The 13,503-nt window shown below is 68.4% G+C and carries 11 protein-coding genes and 1 tRNA gene; 4 read left to right on the top strand and 8 right to left on the bottom strand.

The annotated features are described in order from the left end of the window. Window positions 1-44 precede the first annotated feature (44 nt). On the top strand, window positions 45-1,139 hold the full coding sequence (locus JKL49_RS08920) for a PA0069 family radical SAM protein (RefSeq protein ID WP_215339856.1): 1,095 nt from the start codon (window positions 45-47) through the stop codon (window positions 1,137-1,139). On the opposite strand, the gene JKL49_RS08915 is transcribed toward JKL49_RS08920, so the two are convergent. Then, a complete protein-coding gene (locus JKL49_RS08915; RefSeq protein WP_215339855.1) occupies window positions 1,136-2,419 on the bottom strand; it encodes a class I SAM-dependent RNA methyltransferase in 1,284 nt (427 codons plus the stop codon). The genes JKL49_RS08920 and JKL49_RS08915 overlap by 4 nt on opposite strands. A 168-nt stretch (window positions 2,420-2,587) precedes the next feature. On the opposite strand from JKL49_RS08915, the gene JKL49_RS08910 reads away from it, so the two are divergent. Beyond that, a complete protein-coding gene (locus JKL49_RS08910) occupies window positions 2,588-3,016 on the top strand; it encodes a glycine zipper 2TM domain-containing protein (protein WP_215339854.1) in 429 nt (142 codons plus the stop codon). A gap of 46 nt (window positions 3,017-3,062) precedes the next feature. After that, window positions 3,063-3,749: a glycine zipper 2TM domain-containing protein gene (locus tag JKL49_RS08905; RefSeq protein ID WP_215339853.1), complete on the top strand. Its 687-nt coding sequence runs from the start codon at window positions 3,063-3,065 to the stop codon at window positions 3,747-3,749. A 34-nt stretch (window positions 3,750-3,783) separates the two neighbouring features. Here JKL49_RS08905 and JKL49_RS08900 read toward each other — a convergent pair whose 3' ends face one another. The 7 genes from JKL49_RS08900 to JKL49_RS08870 form a co-directional block, all read right to left on the bottom strand. Beyond that, window positions 3,784-4,524 (bottom strand): TlyA family RNA methyltransferase, encoded by a 741-nt coding sequence (locus JKL49_RS08900; protein WP_215339852.1) that lies wholly within the window; start codon window positions 4,522-4,524, stop codon window positions 3,784-3,786. A 155-nt stretch (window positions 4,525-4,679) separates the two neighbouring features. After that, the gene (locus JKL49_RS08895; protein WP_215339851.1) at window positions 4,680-6,440 is read right to left on the bottom strand and encodes a class I adenylate-forming enzyme family protein; all 1,761 of its coding nucleotides are present in this window, start codon (window positions 6,438-6,440) and stop codon (window positions 4,680-4,682) included. 101 nt (window positions 6,441-6,541) lie between these two features. Then, entirely contained in the window at window positions 6,542-7,429 is an 888-nt protein-coding gene (locus JKL49_RS08890) for a glycerophosphodiester phosphodiesterase family protein (protein ID WP_215339850.1), read from the bottom strand. Between the two features lie 63 nt (window positions 7,430-7,492). Beyond that, on the bottom strand, window positions 7,493-10,156 hold the full coding sequence (locus tag JKL49_RS08885; protein WP_215339849.1) for a valine--tRNA ligase: 2,664 nt from the start codon (window positions 10,154-10,156) through the stop codon (window positions 7,493-7,495). A 213-nt stretch (window positions 10,157-10,369) separates the two neighbouring features. After that, window positions 10,370-10,906 (bottom strand): DUF2497 domain-containing protein, encoded by a 537-nt coding sequence (locus JKL49_RS08880; RefSeq protein ID WP_215339848.1) that lies wholly within the window; start codon window positions 10,904-10,906, stop codon window positions 10,370-10,372. Between the two features lie 144 nt (window positions 10,907-11,050). Beyond that, window positions 11,051-12,562 (bottom strand): TolC family outer membrane protein, encoded by a 1,512-nt coding sequence (locus JKL49_RS08875; RefSeq protein ID WP_215339847.1) that lies wholly within the window; start codon window positions 12,560-12,562, stop codon window positions 11,051-11,053. Between the two features lie 119 nt (window positions 12,563-12,681). Beyond that, entirely contained in the window at window positions 12,682-13,251 is a 570-nt protein-coding gene (locus JKL49_RS08870) for a protein-L-isoaspartate O-methyltransferase family protein (RefSeq protein ID WP_215906456.1), read from the bottom strand. Between the two features lie 152 nt (window positions 13,252-13,403). On the opposite strand from JKL49_RS08870, the gene JKL49_RS08865 reads away from it, so the two are divergent. Next, window positions 13,404-13,477: transfer RNA gene (locus tag JKL49_RS08865), tRNA-Cys, on the top strand. Window positions 13,478-13,503 lie beyond the last annotated feature (26 nt).

Here is a 13,503-nt window from a genome sequence, read left to right as displayed (position 1 = left end):
GAATAGTTCTTGTTTTGTTCTACCGCGTGCGCTTGGATGAGGCCATGTCCACCTTCACCCAGCAGGTCCACCCTCCCCCGCAGGTCCGCGGACGCGGCGCGCGCACCAACGCCTCGGGCCGATACGAGGCCCAGGCCCGCGAGGCCTTTGACGACGGCTGGACCCCCGACGACGTCGACCCCGTGAAGCTGAAGACCACCCTGACCGCCGAAAAGGCCCGGGTGATCATCTCCAGGAACACCAGCCCCGACGTCGGTTTCAGCCGGTCGATCAATCCCTATCGGGGCTGCGAGCACGGCTGCATCTACTGCTACGCCCGGCCGGCCCACGCCTATATGGGCCTGTCGCCGGGCCTGGATTTCGAGAGCAAGCTGTTCTTCAAGCCGGAGGCGGCGAGCCTTCTTGAGGCCGAGCTGTCCAAGCCGCGCTACCAACCCATCGCCATCCACATCGGTGGCAACACCGATCCCTACCAGCCGCAGGAACGCACCCTGCGCATCACCCGGTCGATCATCGAGGTTATGGCGCGGTTCCAGCATCCGTTCTCGATCATCACCAAGTCGGCCCTGATCCTGCGCGACCTGGACCTGCTGGCGCCGTTGGCGCAGGCCAATCTGGTGCGGGTGGCGATCTCGGTCACCACCTTGGACCGCAAGCTGGCCCGCAGCATGGAGCCCCGCGCCGCCACGCCCGAGAAGCGGATCGCCGCCATCAAGGGGCTGGCCGACGCCGGGGTGCCGGTGATCGTCATGTTCGCGCCGGCCATCCCCGGCCTCAACGACCACGAGATGGAGGCGGTGCTGGAGCGCGCGGGTCAGGCCGGCGCGAAGGGCGCGGGCTATGTCGCCCTGCGCCTGCCCCTGGAGATCAAGGACCTGTTCCGGGAATGGTTGGCCACCGACCATCCCGACCGGGCCAGCCGCGTCATGTCCCTGGTGCGCCAGATGCGCGGCGGCAAGGACTACGACGCCGATTGGGCGACCCGGATGAAGGGCCAGGGGCCGCTGGCCGACCTCATGCGGGTGCGCTTCCAGGCCGCCCGCAAACGCTACGGCCTGGACTTCTCCTTCGACGGGCTGGACCTCGACAAGTTCAAGGTCCCCGCCAGGGCGGGCGACCAGGGTGACCTGTTCAGCTAGCGCGTGAAGACCCCCACCAGCTCGACGTGGGGCGACCAGAGGAACTGATCCACCGGCAGGACGCGGTCCAGGCTGAAGCCCGCATCGATCAGCACCCGGGCGTCGCGGGCGAAGGTGGCCGGGTTGCAGGAAACGCCGATCACCTTGGAGACGCTGGAGGCCGCGATCTCGGCGGTCTGCTCCAGGGCTCCGGCGCGTGGCGGGTCGAACAGCACGGTGTCGATCTTCTTGAACTCCACCGCCAGGACCGGCCGGCGCGCCAGATCCCGCGTCTCGGCGGTGATGCCCTTCAGCCCCGGCGCGGTGGCGATGGCCGAGCTCAGTGCCCGGATGGCCGGCGCATGGCCATCGGCGGCATAGACGGGAGCGATCTGCGCCAGGCGGAAGGTGAAGGTGCCCACGCCGCAATAGAGGTCGGCGATCCGTTCGGCGCCGTCGGCCTGCGCCACCGCGAAGGCGGCCATGGCCGCCTCGGCGGCGGGCACAGCCTGCAGGAAAGCCCCGGCCGGCAGGGCGACGATGGCGGGTCCCACGCGGACCAGGGGCTGGCGCGCGCCATACTGCACCTCGCCGTCCATGGTCACGCGGGCGAAGTCGACCTCTGAGGCGATCTGGCCCAGCTGCATGCGGGCGTCGGCGGAAAGACCGCCGCCGCTCTTGCGCTCCACCCCGGTGATCTCGATGTCGAGGCCTTCGGAGGTGACGGTGACGTGCAGGGTGGGCGCCGACTTCGGGTGCTGTAGCAGCGGCGCGGCCAGGCGGCGCAGGGCCGGCAGGGCGGCCTCGATCTTCGGATCGGCGATGGGGCAGACGGAGATGTCGATGACATCCCAGGACTTGCGGCCCTTGTAGCCCAGGCGGGCCTGTCCACGGGAGCCTGGCCGGGCGTGCAGGGCCACCCGGCGGCGCGACGCCGGCGGTGCGGCGAAGGGCGCCAGGAGCTCAGTCTCGATGCGCTGCAGGGCCAGGGTCTTGCGCAGCCGATCAACTTTCCAGTCGAGATAGGCGCGGTGGTCCCAGTGCTGCAGCGCGCAGCCGCCGCAGACGCCGAAGTGCGGACAGGGGGGCGTCACCCGATCAGGGCTGGCGACCAGCACGGCGTCCAGCTCCCGGCGCTCGCCGCCACCCGTGGCGCGCACAGTCTCGCCGGGCAGGGTGAAGGGCACGTAGATCGGCCCCGGCGCGACGCCGTCGCCCTCCCCGCCAATGGTTTCGATCACCACCTCGACAGGCGGACCCGACGGCTTGGGGGGTTCGGGGCGGCGGTTGGAACTTCGCATGACAGGGATCATTTACGGTTTGGGGTCGGATGGTAGCTTCACCATACGCACCGGGAGTCGGGAGAACGGTCGTTTGTGTCTGTTCAAGACCCGTTCAGGTTCGATCCGTCAAACCTCATCTCCGAAAGCGGGGCCCCGGCGCCGCCGGAGCCTACGAAGGAAAAGACCATGAAGCGTACGTTCGCCATCGCCGCCGCCGCCGCCGTCCTGGCCACCAGCCTGGCGGTACCGCAGTTCGCCGCGGCGCAATCCACCCGGTCGTACGGCTCGGGCGACATCTGCCGTGAGGCCCGCCGTGACTCCGGCCACAAGGGCGCGATTGTCGGTGGTGTCCTGGGCGCCGTGTTGGGCTCGCAGGTCGCCGGCCATGGCGCCAAGACCGAAGGCGCCGTGCTCGGCGGCGTGGTCGGCGCGGCCGCCGGCAACCAGGTCGGCCGCAATCGCATCAACTGCAAGGGCTATCCCCGTCGCGTCGCCCAATCGTCCTACAGCCGCAACAACTGCCAGTGGGTCAGCGAGTCCTATGGCGGCCGGGACCACAGTTTCGAAGTTTGCCGTGGGCGCGATGGCGTCTGGCGGCCGAGCGGCCGCTCGTAAGAGCAAGCACTGACCTTTCATCAAATCCCTGAGGGGGACCATTCCAATGACCAAGATCTTCGCCAAGTCCGCCCTGGCCGGTGTCGCCGGCATCATGGCGCTCAGCGCCGCCGCCGCGATCCCGAGCTTCGCCTCGGCCCAGTCCGGCTACTACGGCCAGAGCTATAGCCAGGGCTACGGCCAGGGCTACGGCAATGGCTATTACGATCCCTGCCGCCGGTCCTCCTCCAACCGCAGCACCACCGGCGGCCTGATCGGCGCGCTCGCCGGCGCCGCCATCGGCTCCAACGTGGCGGCCCGCAATGCGCGGACCGAGGGCGCGGTGCTGGGCGGCCTGGTGGGCGCTGTGGCCGGCTCCAAGATCGGCAAGGACTCCGCGGCCTGCACTTCCAACCGCCAGAGCGGCTACTACGGGAACAGCCAGTACGGCTCCAACGGCGGCTACTACGGCGGGTCCAACGGCTACTATGGCCAGTCCACCGGCTACTACGGCGGCAGCAACTACGACAATGGTTATGCCGACCGCACCTACGACTACGACCGCACGGGATACTACAACGAGCAGGCCTATGACCGGCGTGGCAACAGCTACAACGTCTCGACCCGACGCGGTCTCGGCGCCGATGGCTGCACCCTGGCCGAAAGCCCGATCTACCTGCCCGACGGCCGTGTCCAGAAGCGCTTCGTGCGCGTCTGCCAGGACGGCCAGGGCCGCTATCAGGTCGTCGACTAAGACCTGAGCGACTGAGATCGACGAAGCCGTCCGGTTATGCCGGGCGGCTTTTTCGTGCGTGCAGCAGGTATTCGGAATTGCCGTCGCCGCCCTGGATCGGGCTGTCGGCGGTGTCGCGCACGATCCAGCCCGAGGCGGTCAGGAAGCTGGCGACGTCGGCGAGCGCGCGGGCCCGGGCCTGGGCATCGCGGACGATGCCGCCCTTCCCCACATGATCCGGCCCCACCTCGAACTGCGGCTTCACCAGGGCGATGAGGTCGGCGTCCGGCGCGGCCAGGGCCAGGGCGGCCGGCAGCACCTTGGCCAGGCCGATAAAGCTGGCGTCGCAGACCACGAGTTGCGGCGGCTCGGGGATCAGCTCGGTGGTCAGGGTGCGGGCGTCCACGCCCTCCAGGACCGTGACACGGGGATCGGCGGCGAGTTCGGGGTGCAGCTGCCCTCGGCCCACATCGACCGCGTAGACCCGGCTCGCGCCACGCTCCAGGCAGACCTCGGTGAACCCGCCGGTGGAGGCGCCGACATCCAGCACCACACGGCCTTCGACCGCGACCGGCCACAGTTCCAGGGCATGGACCAGCTTCAGCGCGCCACGCCCCACATAGGGATGGGCCGCCTGGGCGGTCAGCGCGCAGTCCTCCTCCAGGGCTTCGGAGGCCTTGGCGACGACCTTGCCGTCCGCAGTGACCCCGCCCGCGGCGATGGCCGCCTGGGCCTTGGCGCGGCTGTCGGCCAAGCCGCGCGTCACCAGCAGCAGATCGGCGCGGACCTTGGCCACTACAAAAACCCGCTCACCCCGGCGAAGGCCGGGGCCCAGATCATAAGGCTCCGAGTTGCCGGAGAGGTCGCCTCATGATCCGCCAGCGAGATCTGGCGCTCTACGACCTGGGTCCCGGCCTTCGCCGGGATGAGCGGCTGAGAGCCCATGCCAAGTCAGGCGGTCGCCGCGTCCTCTTCGAACAGCTTCTTCAGCTCGTTCTTGAGGATCTTGCCATTGGCGTTGCGCGGCAGGGTCTCATGCCAGAACTTCACCTTCACCGGCACCTTGAAGGCCGCCAGGTGCTCGGCCACGTGGGCGCGCAGTTCGGCCTCGGTGGCGGTCGCGCCGGGCTTGAGGGTGACCACGGCGCCGGGTTCCTCACCGAGCGTCCGGTGGACGATGCCGACGACGGCGGCGTCCATCACCGCAGGGTGGTCGTAGAGGACGTTCTCGACCTCGATGCAGTAGATGTTCTCACCGCCGCGGATCAGCATGTCCTTGGCCCGGTCGATGATGAAGCAGAAGCCCTCCTCATCCACCCGCGCCAGGTCGCCGGTGCGCACCCAGCCATCAACGAAGGTCTGGGCGGTAGCCTCGGGCTTGTTCCAGTAGCCCTTCACGATCTGAGGGCCATTGGCCCAGAGCTCACCCACGACGTTGGGCGTCAGCACGGTCACGCCGTCGGCGGGATCGCGAATCTGCAGTTCGCTGACCGGCACGGCGGGACCGCAGCTGTCGGGGCGATTGGCGTAGTCCTCGGCGCCGTGAGTGGTGACCGTGGCGCAGGTCTCGGTCATGCCCCAGCCATTGCCGGCGGCCGACTTGGGGAAGGTTTCCTTGATCTTGCGCACCAGTTCCGGCGCCGAGGGCGCGCCGCCATAGGCCACGCTCTCCAGGGACGACAGGTCGTACTTTTCGCGCAAGGGATGCTCGATCAGTTGCCAGGCGATGGTGGGCACGCCGCCGGCCGACTGAATCTTCTCGCGCTCGATCAGCTCGAAGGCGCGGATCACGTCCCACTTGTGCATCATCACCAGCTTGGCGCCGCCGATCAGCGACGGGTTCAGCACGGCGAAACAGCCTGTGGCGTGGAAGAACGGCACCGAGATCAGCGAAGATCGCTGCGGCGCGCTGGGATCGGGCGCCGGCGCGGTTTCGCCCCGGCGCAGGAAGGCGCGCGCGCCAGAAGCCGCGCCGGCCATGATGTTGGAATTGACCGCGCGGTGGGTGGCCAGCGCCCCCTTCGGCTTACCGGTGGTGCCCGAGGTGTAGAAGATGGTGGCGTCGTCGTCGGTGTCGATCTCCGCGGGCGGGATCGGCTGGTTGGGCAGCTTGATCCAGTCGTTGGCCGCGCCGATCACGGTCTCCAGCTTGGTCACCTGCGGATGGGCGATCTCGTCGATCTCACGGCTGACATAGATGCGCTGCAGGTCGGGGCAGTTGGGCAGGTGCTCCACCAGGCGGCCGTAGCTGCCGGTGTCCAGGATGGCGAACCTGGAGCCCGAGTCCGTCAGGCCGTATTCCAGCTCAGGCCCGGTCCACCAGGCGTTCAGCGGGGTGACGATCGCGCCCATTGAGGCGGCCGCATAGAAGGCCACCGGCCATTCCGGCAGGTTGCGCATGATGATGGCGACCCGGTCGCCCTTCTTCAGGCCCTGGGCCTGGAGCTCCAGGGCGAACCTGGCCACCGCGCGGTAGAAGGCCTCGTAGGTGACCCGCTCGTCCTCATAGACCAGGAACACCTTGTCGCCGTGGATGCGGCCGGCCTCGACGACCGAGCGCAGGGTGGGCGGCAGGTTCTTCCAGGTCTTGGTCTTGATCCCGCGAATGACCACCTCCTCGACCTCCGCCGCCGAGCCCGGCGCGGTGATCAGGGCATTGGCCTGGGCGATGGACATGGCGGGCCAGCCGGCCGGCGTCGCATCCTGGGTCATGAGCTTTCTCCACTAAGGTGCGCGGCTTGATCCCGCCGCGTCGTCCTAGGTGAACAACCATAACCTAAGGGCGGACGCAAACGTCCGTTGGGAGAACGCCGTCACCCCTGAGGGGCGCTGCTCCAGGCGGGGCCCGACACGGTCAGGGCCTCGACGCCCAGGTCCGTCATCGCCGCGATCTCCTCCGCCGTCGCCACGCCCCAGACGCCCACGGCCAGGCCCAGGGCCTTGGCCTCGGCCACCCGCTCGGGGGTGATATCGGAGATGTGCGGCGACCATTCGCGGCCGCCATGGGCCTGGATGGCCCGCAACTCCGAGCCGCCGTGATGGCGGGGATCGCAGCCGTCGACCCAGGGAGAGTCGCCATTGGCCAGCAGCCTGACCTTGGGCTTCATGGCGTCGGGCACGGTGAGATGGGCGGTCGCCATGTCAGGGGCCTTGGCCGCGAGATCGCGCAGCACCGACCAGTCGAAGGCGATGATCTTGCTGGCGGCCGTCCAGTCGGCGGCGCGCAGGTCGCGCAGCACGGCGTCCAGCAGGGCCACGGGATCGGCGGACTCCCGGTAGTCGGCCGGATCGGTCTTGATCTCGACGAACAATTTGCGGCGGGGACCGGGCGCCTGGGCCAGGGCGGTCAGCAGCTCCGGCAGGGTCGGCATGAAGACGCCGTCCATTCCCGGCCTGTCCGGATAGCGCCGGGCATAGGACGAGCCCGGCTTCGGGCGACCCAGGTCGTAGGCCTTCAGCTCGGCCAGACTGGCGTCCCGCAGCAACGGTCCGGGAGTGTCGAGGAACGCCCCGCCCAGTCGGCTATGATCGGCGGCGATGCGATAGTCGTGGTGGGCCACCACATGGCCGTCGGCGGTCAGGTGGACGTCGATCTCCACCCCGTCCAGCGGCGCGGCGTTGCACCCAAGCAACCCCTCGATGGAGTTGGCCGGCCAGACGCCGTAGCCCGTGGCGCCGGCGATGATCTGGGGTGAGGACATGGGACGCTCCACAGAAGATTCGACAGGCTTATGCCGCTGGGATGTCGCCCTCGCGACAGGCGGTCAGACGACCGCCTGCAGCCTCGCCAGCGCGCCTTCCAGCTTGATCTTGGCGGCTTCGGATTCGGCGAGGCGCTCGCGGTTCTCCTCGACCACCTCCTCCTTGGCGTTGGCGACGAAGGCCGGGTTGCCGAGCTTCTTCATCACATGGGCCATGTCGCTGGCGTGGGTGGCGATCTCCTTGGCCAGGCGCGCCTTCTCCGCCTCCAAATCGATGAACTCGGCCACCGGCAGGGCGAAGGTGACGCCCTGCACCACGAAGGGGATGGCCCCCTGCGGCGCGGTGTCGGCGATCTGCACCTCAGAGGCCCGCAGCAGCTGGGCCACGATGGCCCCATTGGCCTCCAGCACGGCGCGCTGGGCGGCGGTGGCCTCCAGCACCAGCAGCGGCGGACGCGCCGAACCGGGCACGTTCAGCTCGGCCCGCACGGAGCGGCCCTCGGTGATGGCGGCCACGATCAGGCCGATCTCGGCCTCGGACTTGGGGTCCACCAGGCTGGCCGGCAGGTCCGGCCACTGGGCGGAGATCAGCATGCCTTCATCGCGCGCGGCGCCCAGGTCGGCGGTCTGGGACCACAGCTCCTCGGTCAGGAACGGCATGATCGGGTGCAGCAGCTTCAGGATCACGTCGAGCGCCCAGGCGGCGGTGGCCTGGGTCTCGGCCTTGGCGGCCGCGTCCTCGCCCTTCAGAAGGGGCTTGGAGAGCTCGACGTACCAGTCGCAGTAGGTGTTCCAGATGAAGCGGTAAAGCGCGTTGGCCGCCCCGTCGAAACCGCAGGAGGCGATCGCCTCGGTGACCGCCTGAGCGGTCTTCTGCGTCTCGCCGACGATCCAGCGGTTCAGGGGGTTGGTCACCGCCGCGGGGTCAAAGCGCTCTGCACGGACGCATCCGTTGAACTGGCAGAAGTTGGCGGCGTTCCACAGCTTGGTGCCGAAATTCCGATACCCCTCAATGCGTTGAGTCGAGAGCTTGATGTCGCGACCCTGCCCCGACATGGCGGTCAGGGTGAAGCGCAGCGGGTCGGCGCCGTACTGGTCCACCAGGTCCAGCGGGTCCATGACATTGCCCTTGGACTTGGACATCTTGGCGCCCGAGGCGTCCCGGACCAGGGCGTTGAAGAACACCCGCTTGAACGGGACCTGCCCCGTGAAGTGGAGGCCCATCATCATCATCCGGGCGACCCAGTAGAAGATGATGTCGAAGCCGGTCACCAGGGTGTTGGTGGGGTAGAAGCGCGCCAGGTCGGCGGTCTCCTCCGGCCAGCCCAGGGTGGAGAAGGGCCACAGGCCCGAGGAGAACCAGGTGTCCAGAACGTCTTCGTCCTGGCTCAGGGGTTCGTCGCGGCCGTAGAACTCACGCGCGGCGGCGCGGGCGGCCTCCTCGGTCTCCTCGACGAAGATCTTGCCCTGCGGCCCGTACCAGGCCGGGATGCGGTGCCCCCACCAGAGCTGGCGCGAGACGCACCACGGCTCGATGTTGCGCATCCACTCGTAGTAGGTCTTCTCCCAGGTCTTGGGCTCGAGGACGGTGCGCCCCTCCTCCACCGCCTTGATCGCGGGGCCGGCCAGGGTCTTGGCGTCGACGTACCACTGGTCGGTCAGGTAGGGCTCGACCACGGAGCCTGAACGATCCCCGTGCGGGACGGCATGGCGGGTCTTCTCCACCTCGCGCAGCAGCCCCAGTTCCTCGAAGGCGGCGATCACCTTCTTGCGGGCCACGAAACGGTCCAGGCCCTGATAATCGGCGGGGCCGTTCTCGTTGATCTTCGCATCCGGGGTCAGGATGTTGATCTGCGGCAGATTGTGGCGCTTGCCGACCTGGAAGTCGTTGAAGTCGTGGGCCGGCGTGATCTTCACCGCGCCCGAGCCCTTTTCAGGGTCGGCATACTCGTCGGCGATGATCGGGATCGGCCGGCCCACGATCGGCAGGTGCACGGCCTTGCCGATCAGGTGCTTGTAGCGCTCGTCTGTGGGGTGCACCGCGACGGCGGTGTCGCCCAGCATGGTCTCGGGCCGGGTGGTCGCCACGACGATCTCGCCTGAGCCATCCTCCAGCGGATAGGCGAAGTGCCAGAAGTGACCGTCCACCTCCTTCTGCTCGACCTCAAGGTCGGAGATGGCGGTCTGCAGGGCCGGGTCCCAGTTCACCAGCCGCTTGTCGCGGTAGATCAGCTTCTGCTTGTGCAGGGTGACGAACACCTTGCGGACGGCGGCGCTCAGGCCCTCGTCCAGGGTGAAGCGCTCGCGGCTCCAATCGCAGGAGGCGCCCAGGCGGCGCAGCTGGTTGGTGATGGTCCCGCCGCTTTCAGCCTTCCATTCCCAGACCTTGGCGACGAAGTCCTCGCGGCCCATGTCGCGGCGGCTCTGGTTGCCGGCGGCGGCCAGCTGGCGCTCCACCACCATCTGGGTGGCGATGCCCGCGTGGTCGGTGCCGGGCAGCCACAGGGCCGCCTTGCCGCGCATGCGCTCGAAGCGGATCAGCACGTCCTGAAGGGTGTTGTTCAGCGCATGCCCGATGTGCAGCGAGCCCGTCACGTTGGGCGGCGGGATCACGATGGAGAACGGCTCGGCGGCCGGGTCCGAGATCGGGGCGAACGCGCCCGAGCTCTCCCACGTCGCATAGAGGCGAGGTTCGGCGGTTTTCGGATCGAAGGTTTTTTCAAGCATGCTGGCTGCGGTGCATATACGGGCAGGACCGGTGTCGCAAATCTACGACTCCCCAAACCCCACAATCGTCATCCCCGCGCTTGTCCCGGGGACCCATGATCTCCGTCGTCGTCCAGATCGCCAAAGCGGAACCGCATAATGCGGTCTTCGCCATGGAGATCATGGATGGCCGGGACAAGCCCGGCCATGACGATCAATGGAAGTGGATTGGATTTATACTCGGCCGCCGCGCGCGATGCGCTCGACTTCCGACTGGACGGTGTCCTGCACGATGCGCGGCAGGTTGTCGTCCAGCCACTGCTTGAGCAGGGGGCGCAGCAGTTCTCGCACCACGTCTTCCAGGGTGCGGCCGTCGCGCGGCATCAGAATCTGCGAGGACAGGTGGCCGAAGGCGGCGGCGGCGGCGGCGGCGGCGGGATCGCCCACCAGGCCGGCGCCGGGGCCAACGTCGGGCGCGTCATCGGCCCAGGCGGTAGGCGCGGGCGGCGGAGTATAGGCCGGCTCGGGGGCGGCGGCGGCATAGACGTCGATGTCGCCGTGGGTCTCGACCCTCTCGGTCAGCTCCAGGACGCCGTCATCCTCCTCGGGCTCCTCCTCGGGCGGGATAGGAATCTCTTCGGAGACGACCTCTTCCGCCGGCTCCTCAGCAGGCGCGGCCTCGGCCCCCGGCGCGTCATCTTCTGAGATGATGCGGCGGATAGAGGCGAGGATCTCCTCCATTGTCGGTTCTTGAGAGGTCTGGTCAGACATTTTGAGCCGTCGCTGGAGCGAAGAGAGAATCCATCAGCGCCAGCCTAGGCGCGACGGACTGATCCTGCAATTTCCACCAAGCTGCGCAAGGGCGGATTCGCGTCGCAGGCGAAAGGTCGCGCTTCCGTCGGGCAACGCCGCCGCCTATTGGCCGGCAGGGGCCGGCCTGGGGGCGGGCTTTTCCACCGGCTTGGGCGTGAACACCGAATCGACGATGGCGATCGGCTCCTCCCACGGCACCCAGCCCCAGGTGATGCGCAGCTTGCCGAAGTTGGCCTTCGGATCGTAGTGCGCCACATTGGGCGTCAGGTAGCTGGCCTGCAGGTGGCCCATCTGGGCCAACACGCTGGCGGCGGCGACATACTCGTCGTGACGGGCGCTGACCTGGGCCAGTTCGGCCGAGCGCAGCTCCTGCTCGGCGTTCAGCACATCCAGGGTGGTGCGCAGGCCCACCTGCTGCTCCTGGCGGGTGCCTTCGGCCGCGATGCGCGCGGCGCGCACCTGGGTGTTGGTGGAGCCGATATTGGCGCGGGCGGCGGTAAGTTGGCTCCAGGCCTGGGTCAGGTTCTGCAGCACCACGCGCCGGGCGGTCTCGACCCCGATGCGGTCGACATTGTTGCGCTCGATGGTCTGGCGCACCCGCGAGCTGGTCAGGCCGCCGCTGAACAGCGGCAGGGTGAAGGTCGCTCCGCCGGTGACGTTGCGGGAATAGAGATCGGTGTCGAGGGGGCTGGCTCCGCCGGTATAGCCTAGGCGGGCGGTCAGACCGATGGTCGGCATGCGCTCGGCGCGAGCGCCGGCGACGCGGGCCTTGCTGGCCTGTTCGGTGTACTGGGCGGCGCGGATCTGGGCGTTGTCCACCTGAGCGGTGTCGAAGGCCTGGTCCACCGAGGCCGGCAGCAGCGCGGCCAGGGACGGCTCCGGCGCCAGGTCACCGGGGCTCTGACCCACGGCGGCGACATAGTTGGCGCGGCTGATGGCCAGCTGGGCCTCTGATGACTGGAACAGCGACACGGCCGCGGCGAGGCGGGATTCCGACTGGGCGACGTCGGTGCGGGTGATTTCGCCCACGTCAAAGCGGGCCTTGGATTCCTCCAGCTGGCGCTCCAGCACGCGAACGTTCTCCTGCCGGATGCGCAGGGCTTCCTGGTCGCGGCGGGTGTCCACATAGGCGGTGATGACCGTGCCCAGCACCTGGGTCTCGACCCGGCGAAGGTTCTCACGACCGGTCAGGATGTCGGCCTCTGCGGCGGACACCGCGGCGGCGACCCGGCCGCCGGTATAGAGGGGCTGGTTCAGCGACAGGGCGGCGCTGCCCGAATTGGCTTCCCGAATGCCCGAGCCCGCGGCGTCAGGAACACCGTCGCCGTTGGTGTCGATGCTCAGCCCACGCGCCGCGGCGGGCGTACGGATTTCCTGGTAGCTGGCGCTGGCCGAGGCGGTCAACGAGGGCCGGTAGCCTGACCGGGCCTGGACATAGTTTTCGTCCAGGGCGCGTTGGCTGGCCCGCTGGGCCTGCAGGGTCGGGTTGGAGTCGTAGGCAAGCGCGATCGCGTCGGCCAGGGTCTCGGCGGCGGCGGGACCCGCGGCCAGGCCGCAAATCAGGCCCGCGCTGCAGACCGCGGCGAGTAAACCTCCGCGACGGCTATTGAACATGCTTATCCCCGAAATCGACGTAAGATATCGGAGCCTATATGGCCGCCGAATTGAGATCACGCCAGAGGGCGCAACCTTAAGCTTTTTTCACACCCAGATTTCGCGGGTGTTTCAGGCGATCAGAAGGCGAAGCCGTGTTGCGCTTCGAAGCCGGCCAGCATCGGCGGCGTGGCGTCGAACACCGTGCGCCGGCCGATCTCGTCGTCAGCCCGCACATAGAGGGCGGCCTTGCCCACCGGACCGTCGCGCTCCACCACCGCCAGGCGGCCGCCCGGGGCCAGCGCCTTGAGCCAGGCTTCCGGCGCGCGGGAGACGGCGCCCTCGACGACGATCAGGTCGTAGTTGGAGCCCGGCACGGTCTTCAGGTCGCCGTCGTCGAGGCGGTCGACGACCACCTCCAGCGCTTCCAGGATCGCGGCGGCGTAAGGCGCGGCGATGGCCAGGGCGCGTTCGCCGGCCACGGGCTTGGCCATCTGCAGCAGCTTGGCCACGTCGCGGGGCTTCAGCAGCGAGCGGCCCGGCGCGTACTCCACCGGCCCGTCGGTATAGGCCAGGTAGCCCTTGCCGGCGGGAACGAAGTCCTCACGCGGGATGACGCGCATGGCGTCGTGGATGCGGATGTCGGTGACGTCGCTGGGACGCACCTGGCTCTCCACCATGTTCGAACGGGCTTCGGCGAGATCGGCCATGATTCCCCAAACCGGAAATAGCAATTTGCGCGCTTATAGGTCCGCCCTTAACCCGAACGCAATGCGACCCTGCGACAGACGTTGCCCGAGGCGGGGCGTTCTGTTAGCCATCCGCCCTTCCAAACACCCGGCGTGTTCAAAAACGTCGCGGCGGCCTGATGGCGGAGTGGTTACGCAGCGGACTGCAAATCCGTGCACCCCGGTTCGATTCCGGGTCAGGCCTCCAAACTTTCCCGTCACCTAGAACAGTGA

The sequence above is a fragment of the Phenylobacterium glaciei genome, from assembly GCF_016772415.1.
Lineage (GTDB): Bacteria > Pseudomonadota > Alphaproteobacteria > Caulobacterales > Caulobacteraceae > Phenylobacterium > Phenylobacterium glaciei.
This window is presented reverse-complemented; position numbering and strand designations above follow the sequence as displayed.

What these genes read in the sequence shown, in the direction of transcription:
- JKL49_RS08880 (WP_215339848.1), bottom strand. Translation starts at nt 10,906, where the DNA reads ATGTCTGACCAGACCTCTCAAGAACCGACAATGGAGGAGATCCTCGCC.
- JKL49_RS08875 (WP_215339847.1), bottom strand. Translation starts at nt 12,562, where the DNA reads ATGTTCAATAGCCGTCGCGGAGGTTTACTCGCCGCGGTCTGCAGCGCG.
- JKL49_RS08870 (WP_215906456.1), bottom strand. Translation starts at nt 13,251, where the DNA reads ATGGCCGATCTCGCCGAAGCCCGTTCGAACATGGTGGAGAGCCAGGTG.
- JKL49_RS08905 (WP_215339853.1), top strand. Translation starts at nt 3,063, where the DNA reads ATGACCAAGATCTTCGCCAAGTCCGCCCTGGCCGGTGTCGCCGGCATC.
- JKL49_RS08910 (WP_215339854.1), top strand. Translation starts at nt 2,588, where the DNA reads ATGAAGCGTACGTTCGCCATCGCCGCCGCCGCCGCCGTCCTGGCCACC.
- JKL49_RS08920 (WP_215339856.1), top strand. Translation starts at nt 45, where the DNA reads ATGTCCACCTTCACCCAGCAGGTCCACCCTCCCCCGCAGGTCCGCGGA.
- JKL49_RS08890 (WP_215339850.1), bottom strand. Translation starts at nt 7,429, where the DNA reads ATGTCCTCACCCCAGATCATCGCCGGCGCCACGGGCTACGGCGTCTGG.
- JKL49_RS08895 (WP_215339851.1), bottom strand. Translation starts at nt 6,440, where the DNA reads ATGACCCAGGATGCGACGCCGGCCGGCTGGCCCGCCATGTCCATCGCC.
- JKL49_RS08885 (WP_215339849.1), bottom strand. Translation starts at nt 10,156, where the DNA reads ATGCTTGAAAAAACCTTCGATCCGAAAACCGCCGAACCTCGCCTCTAT.
- JKL49_RS08915 (WP_215339855.1), bottom strand. Translation starts at nt 2,419, where the DNA reads ATGCGAAGTTCCAACCGCCGCCCCGAACCCCCCAAGCCGTCGGGTCCG.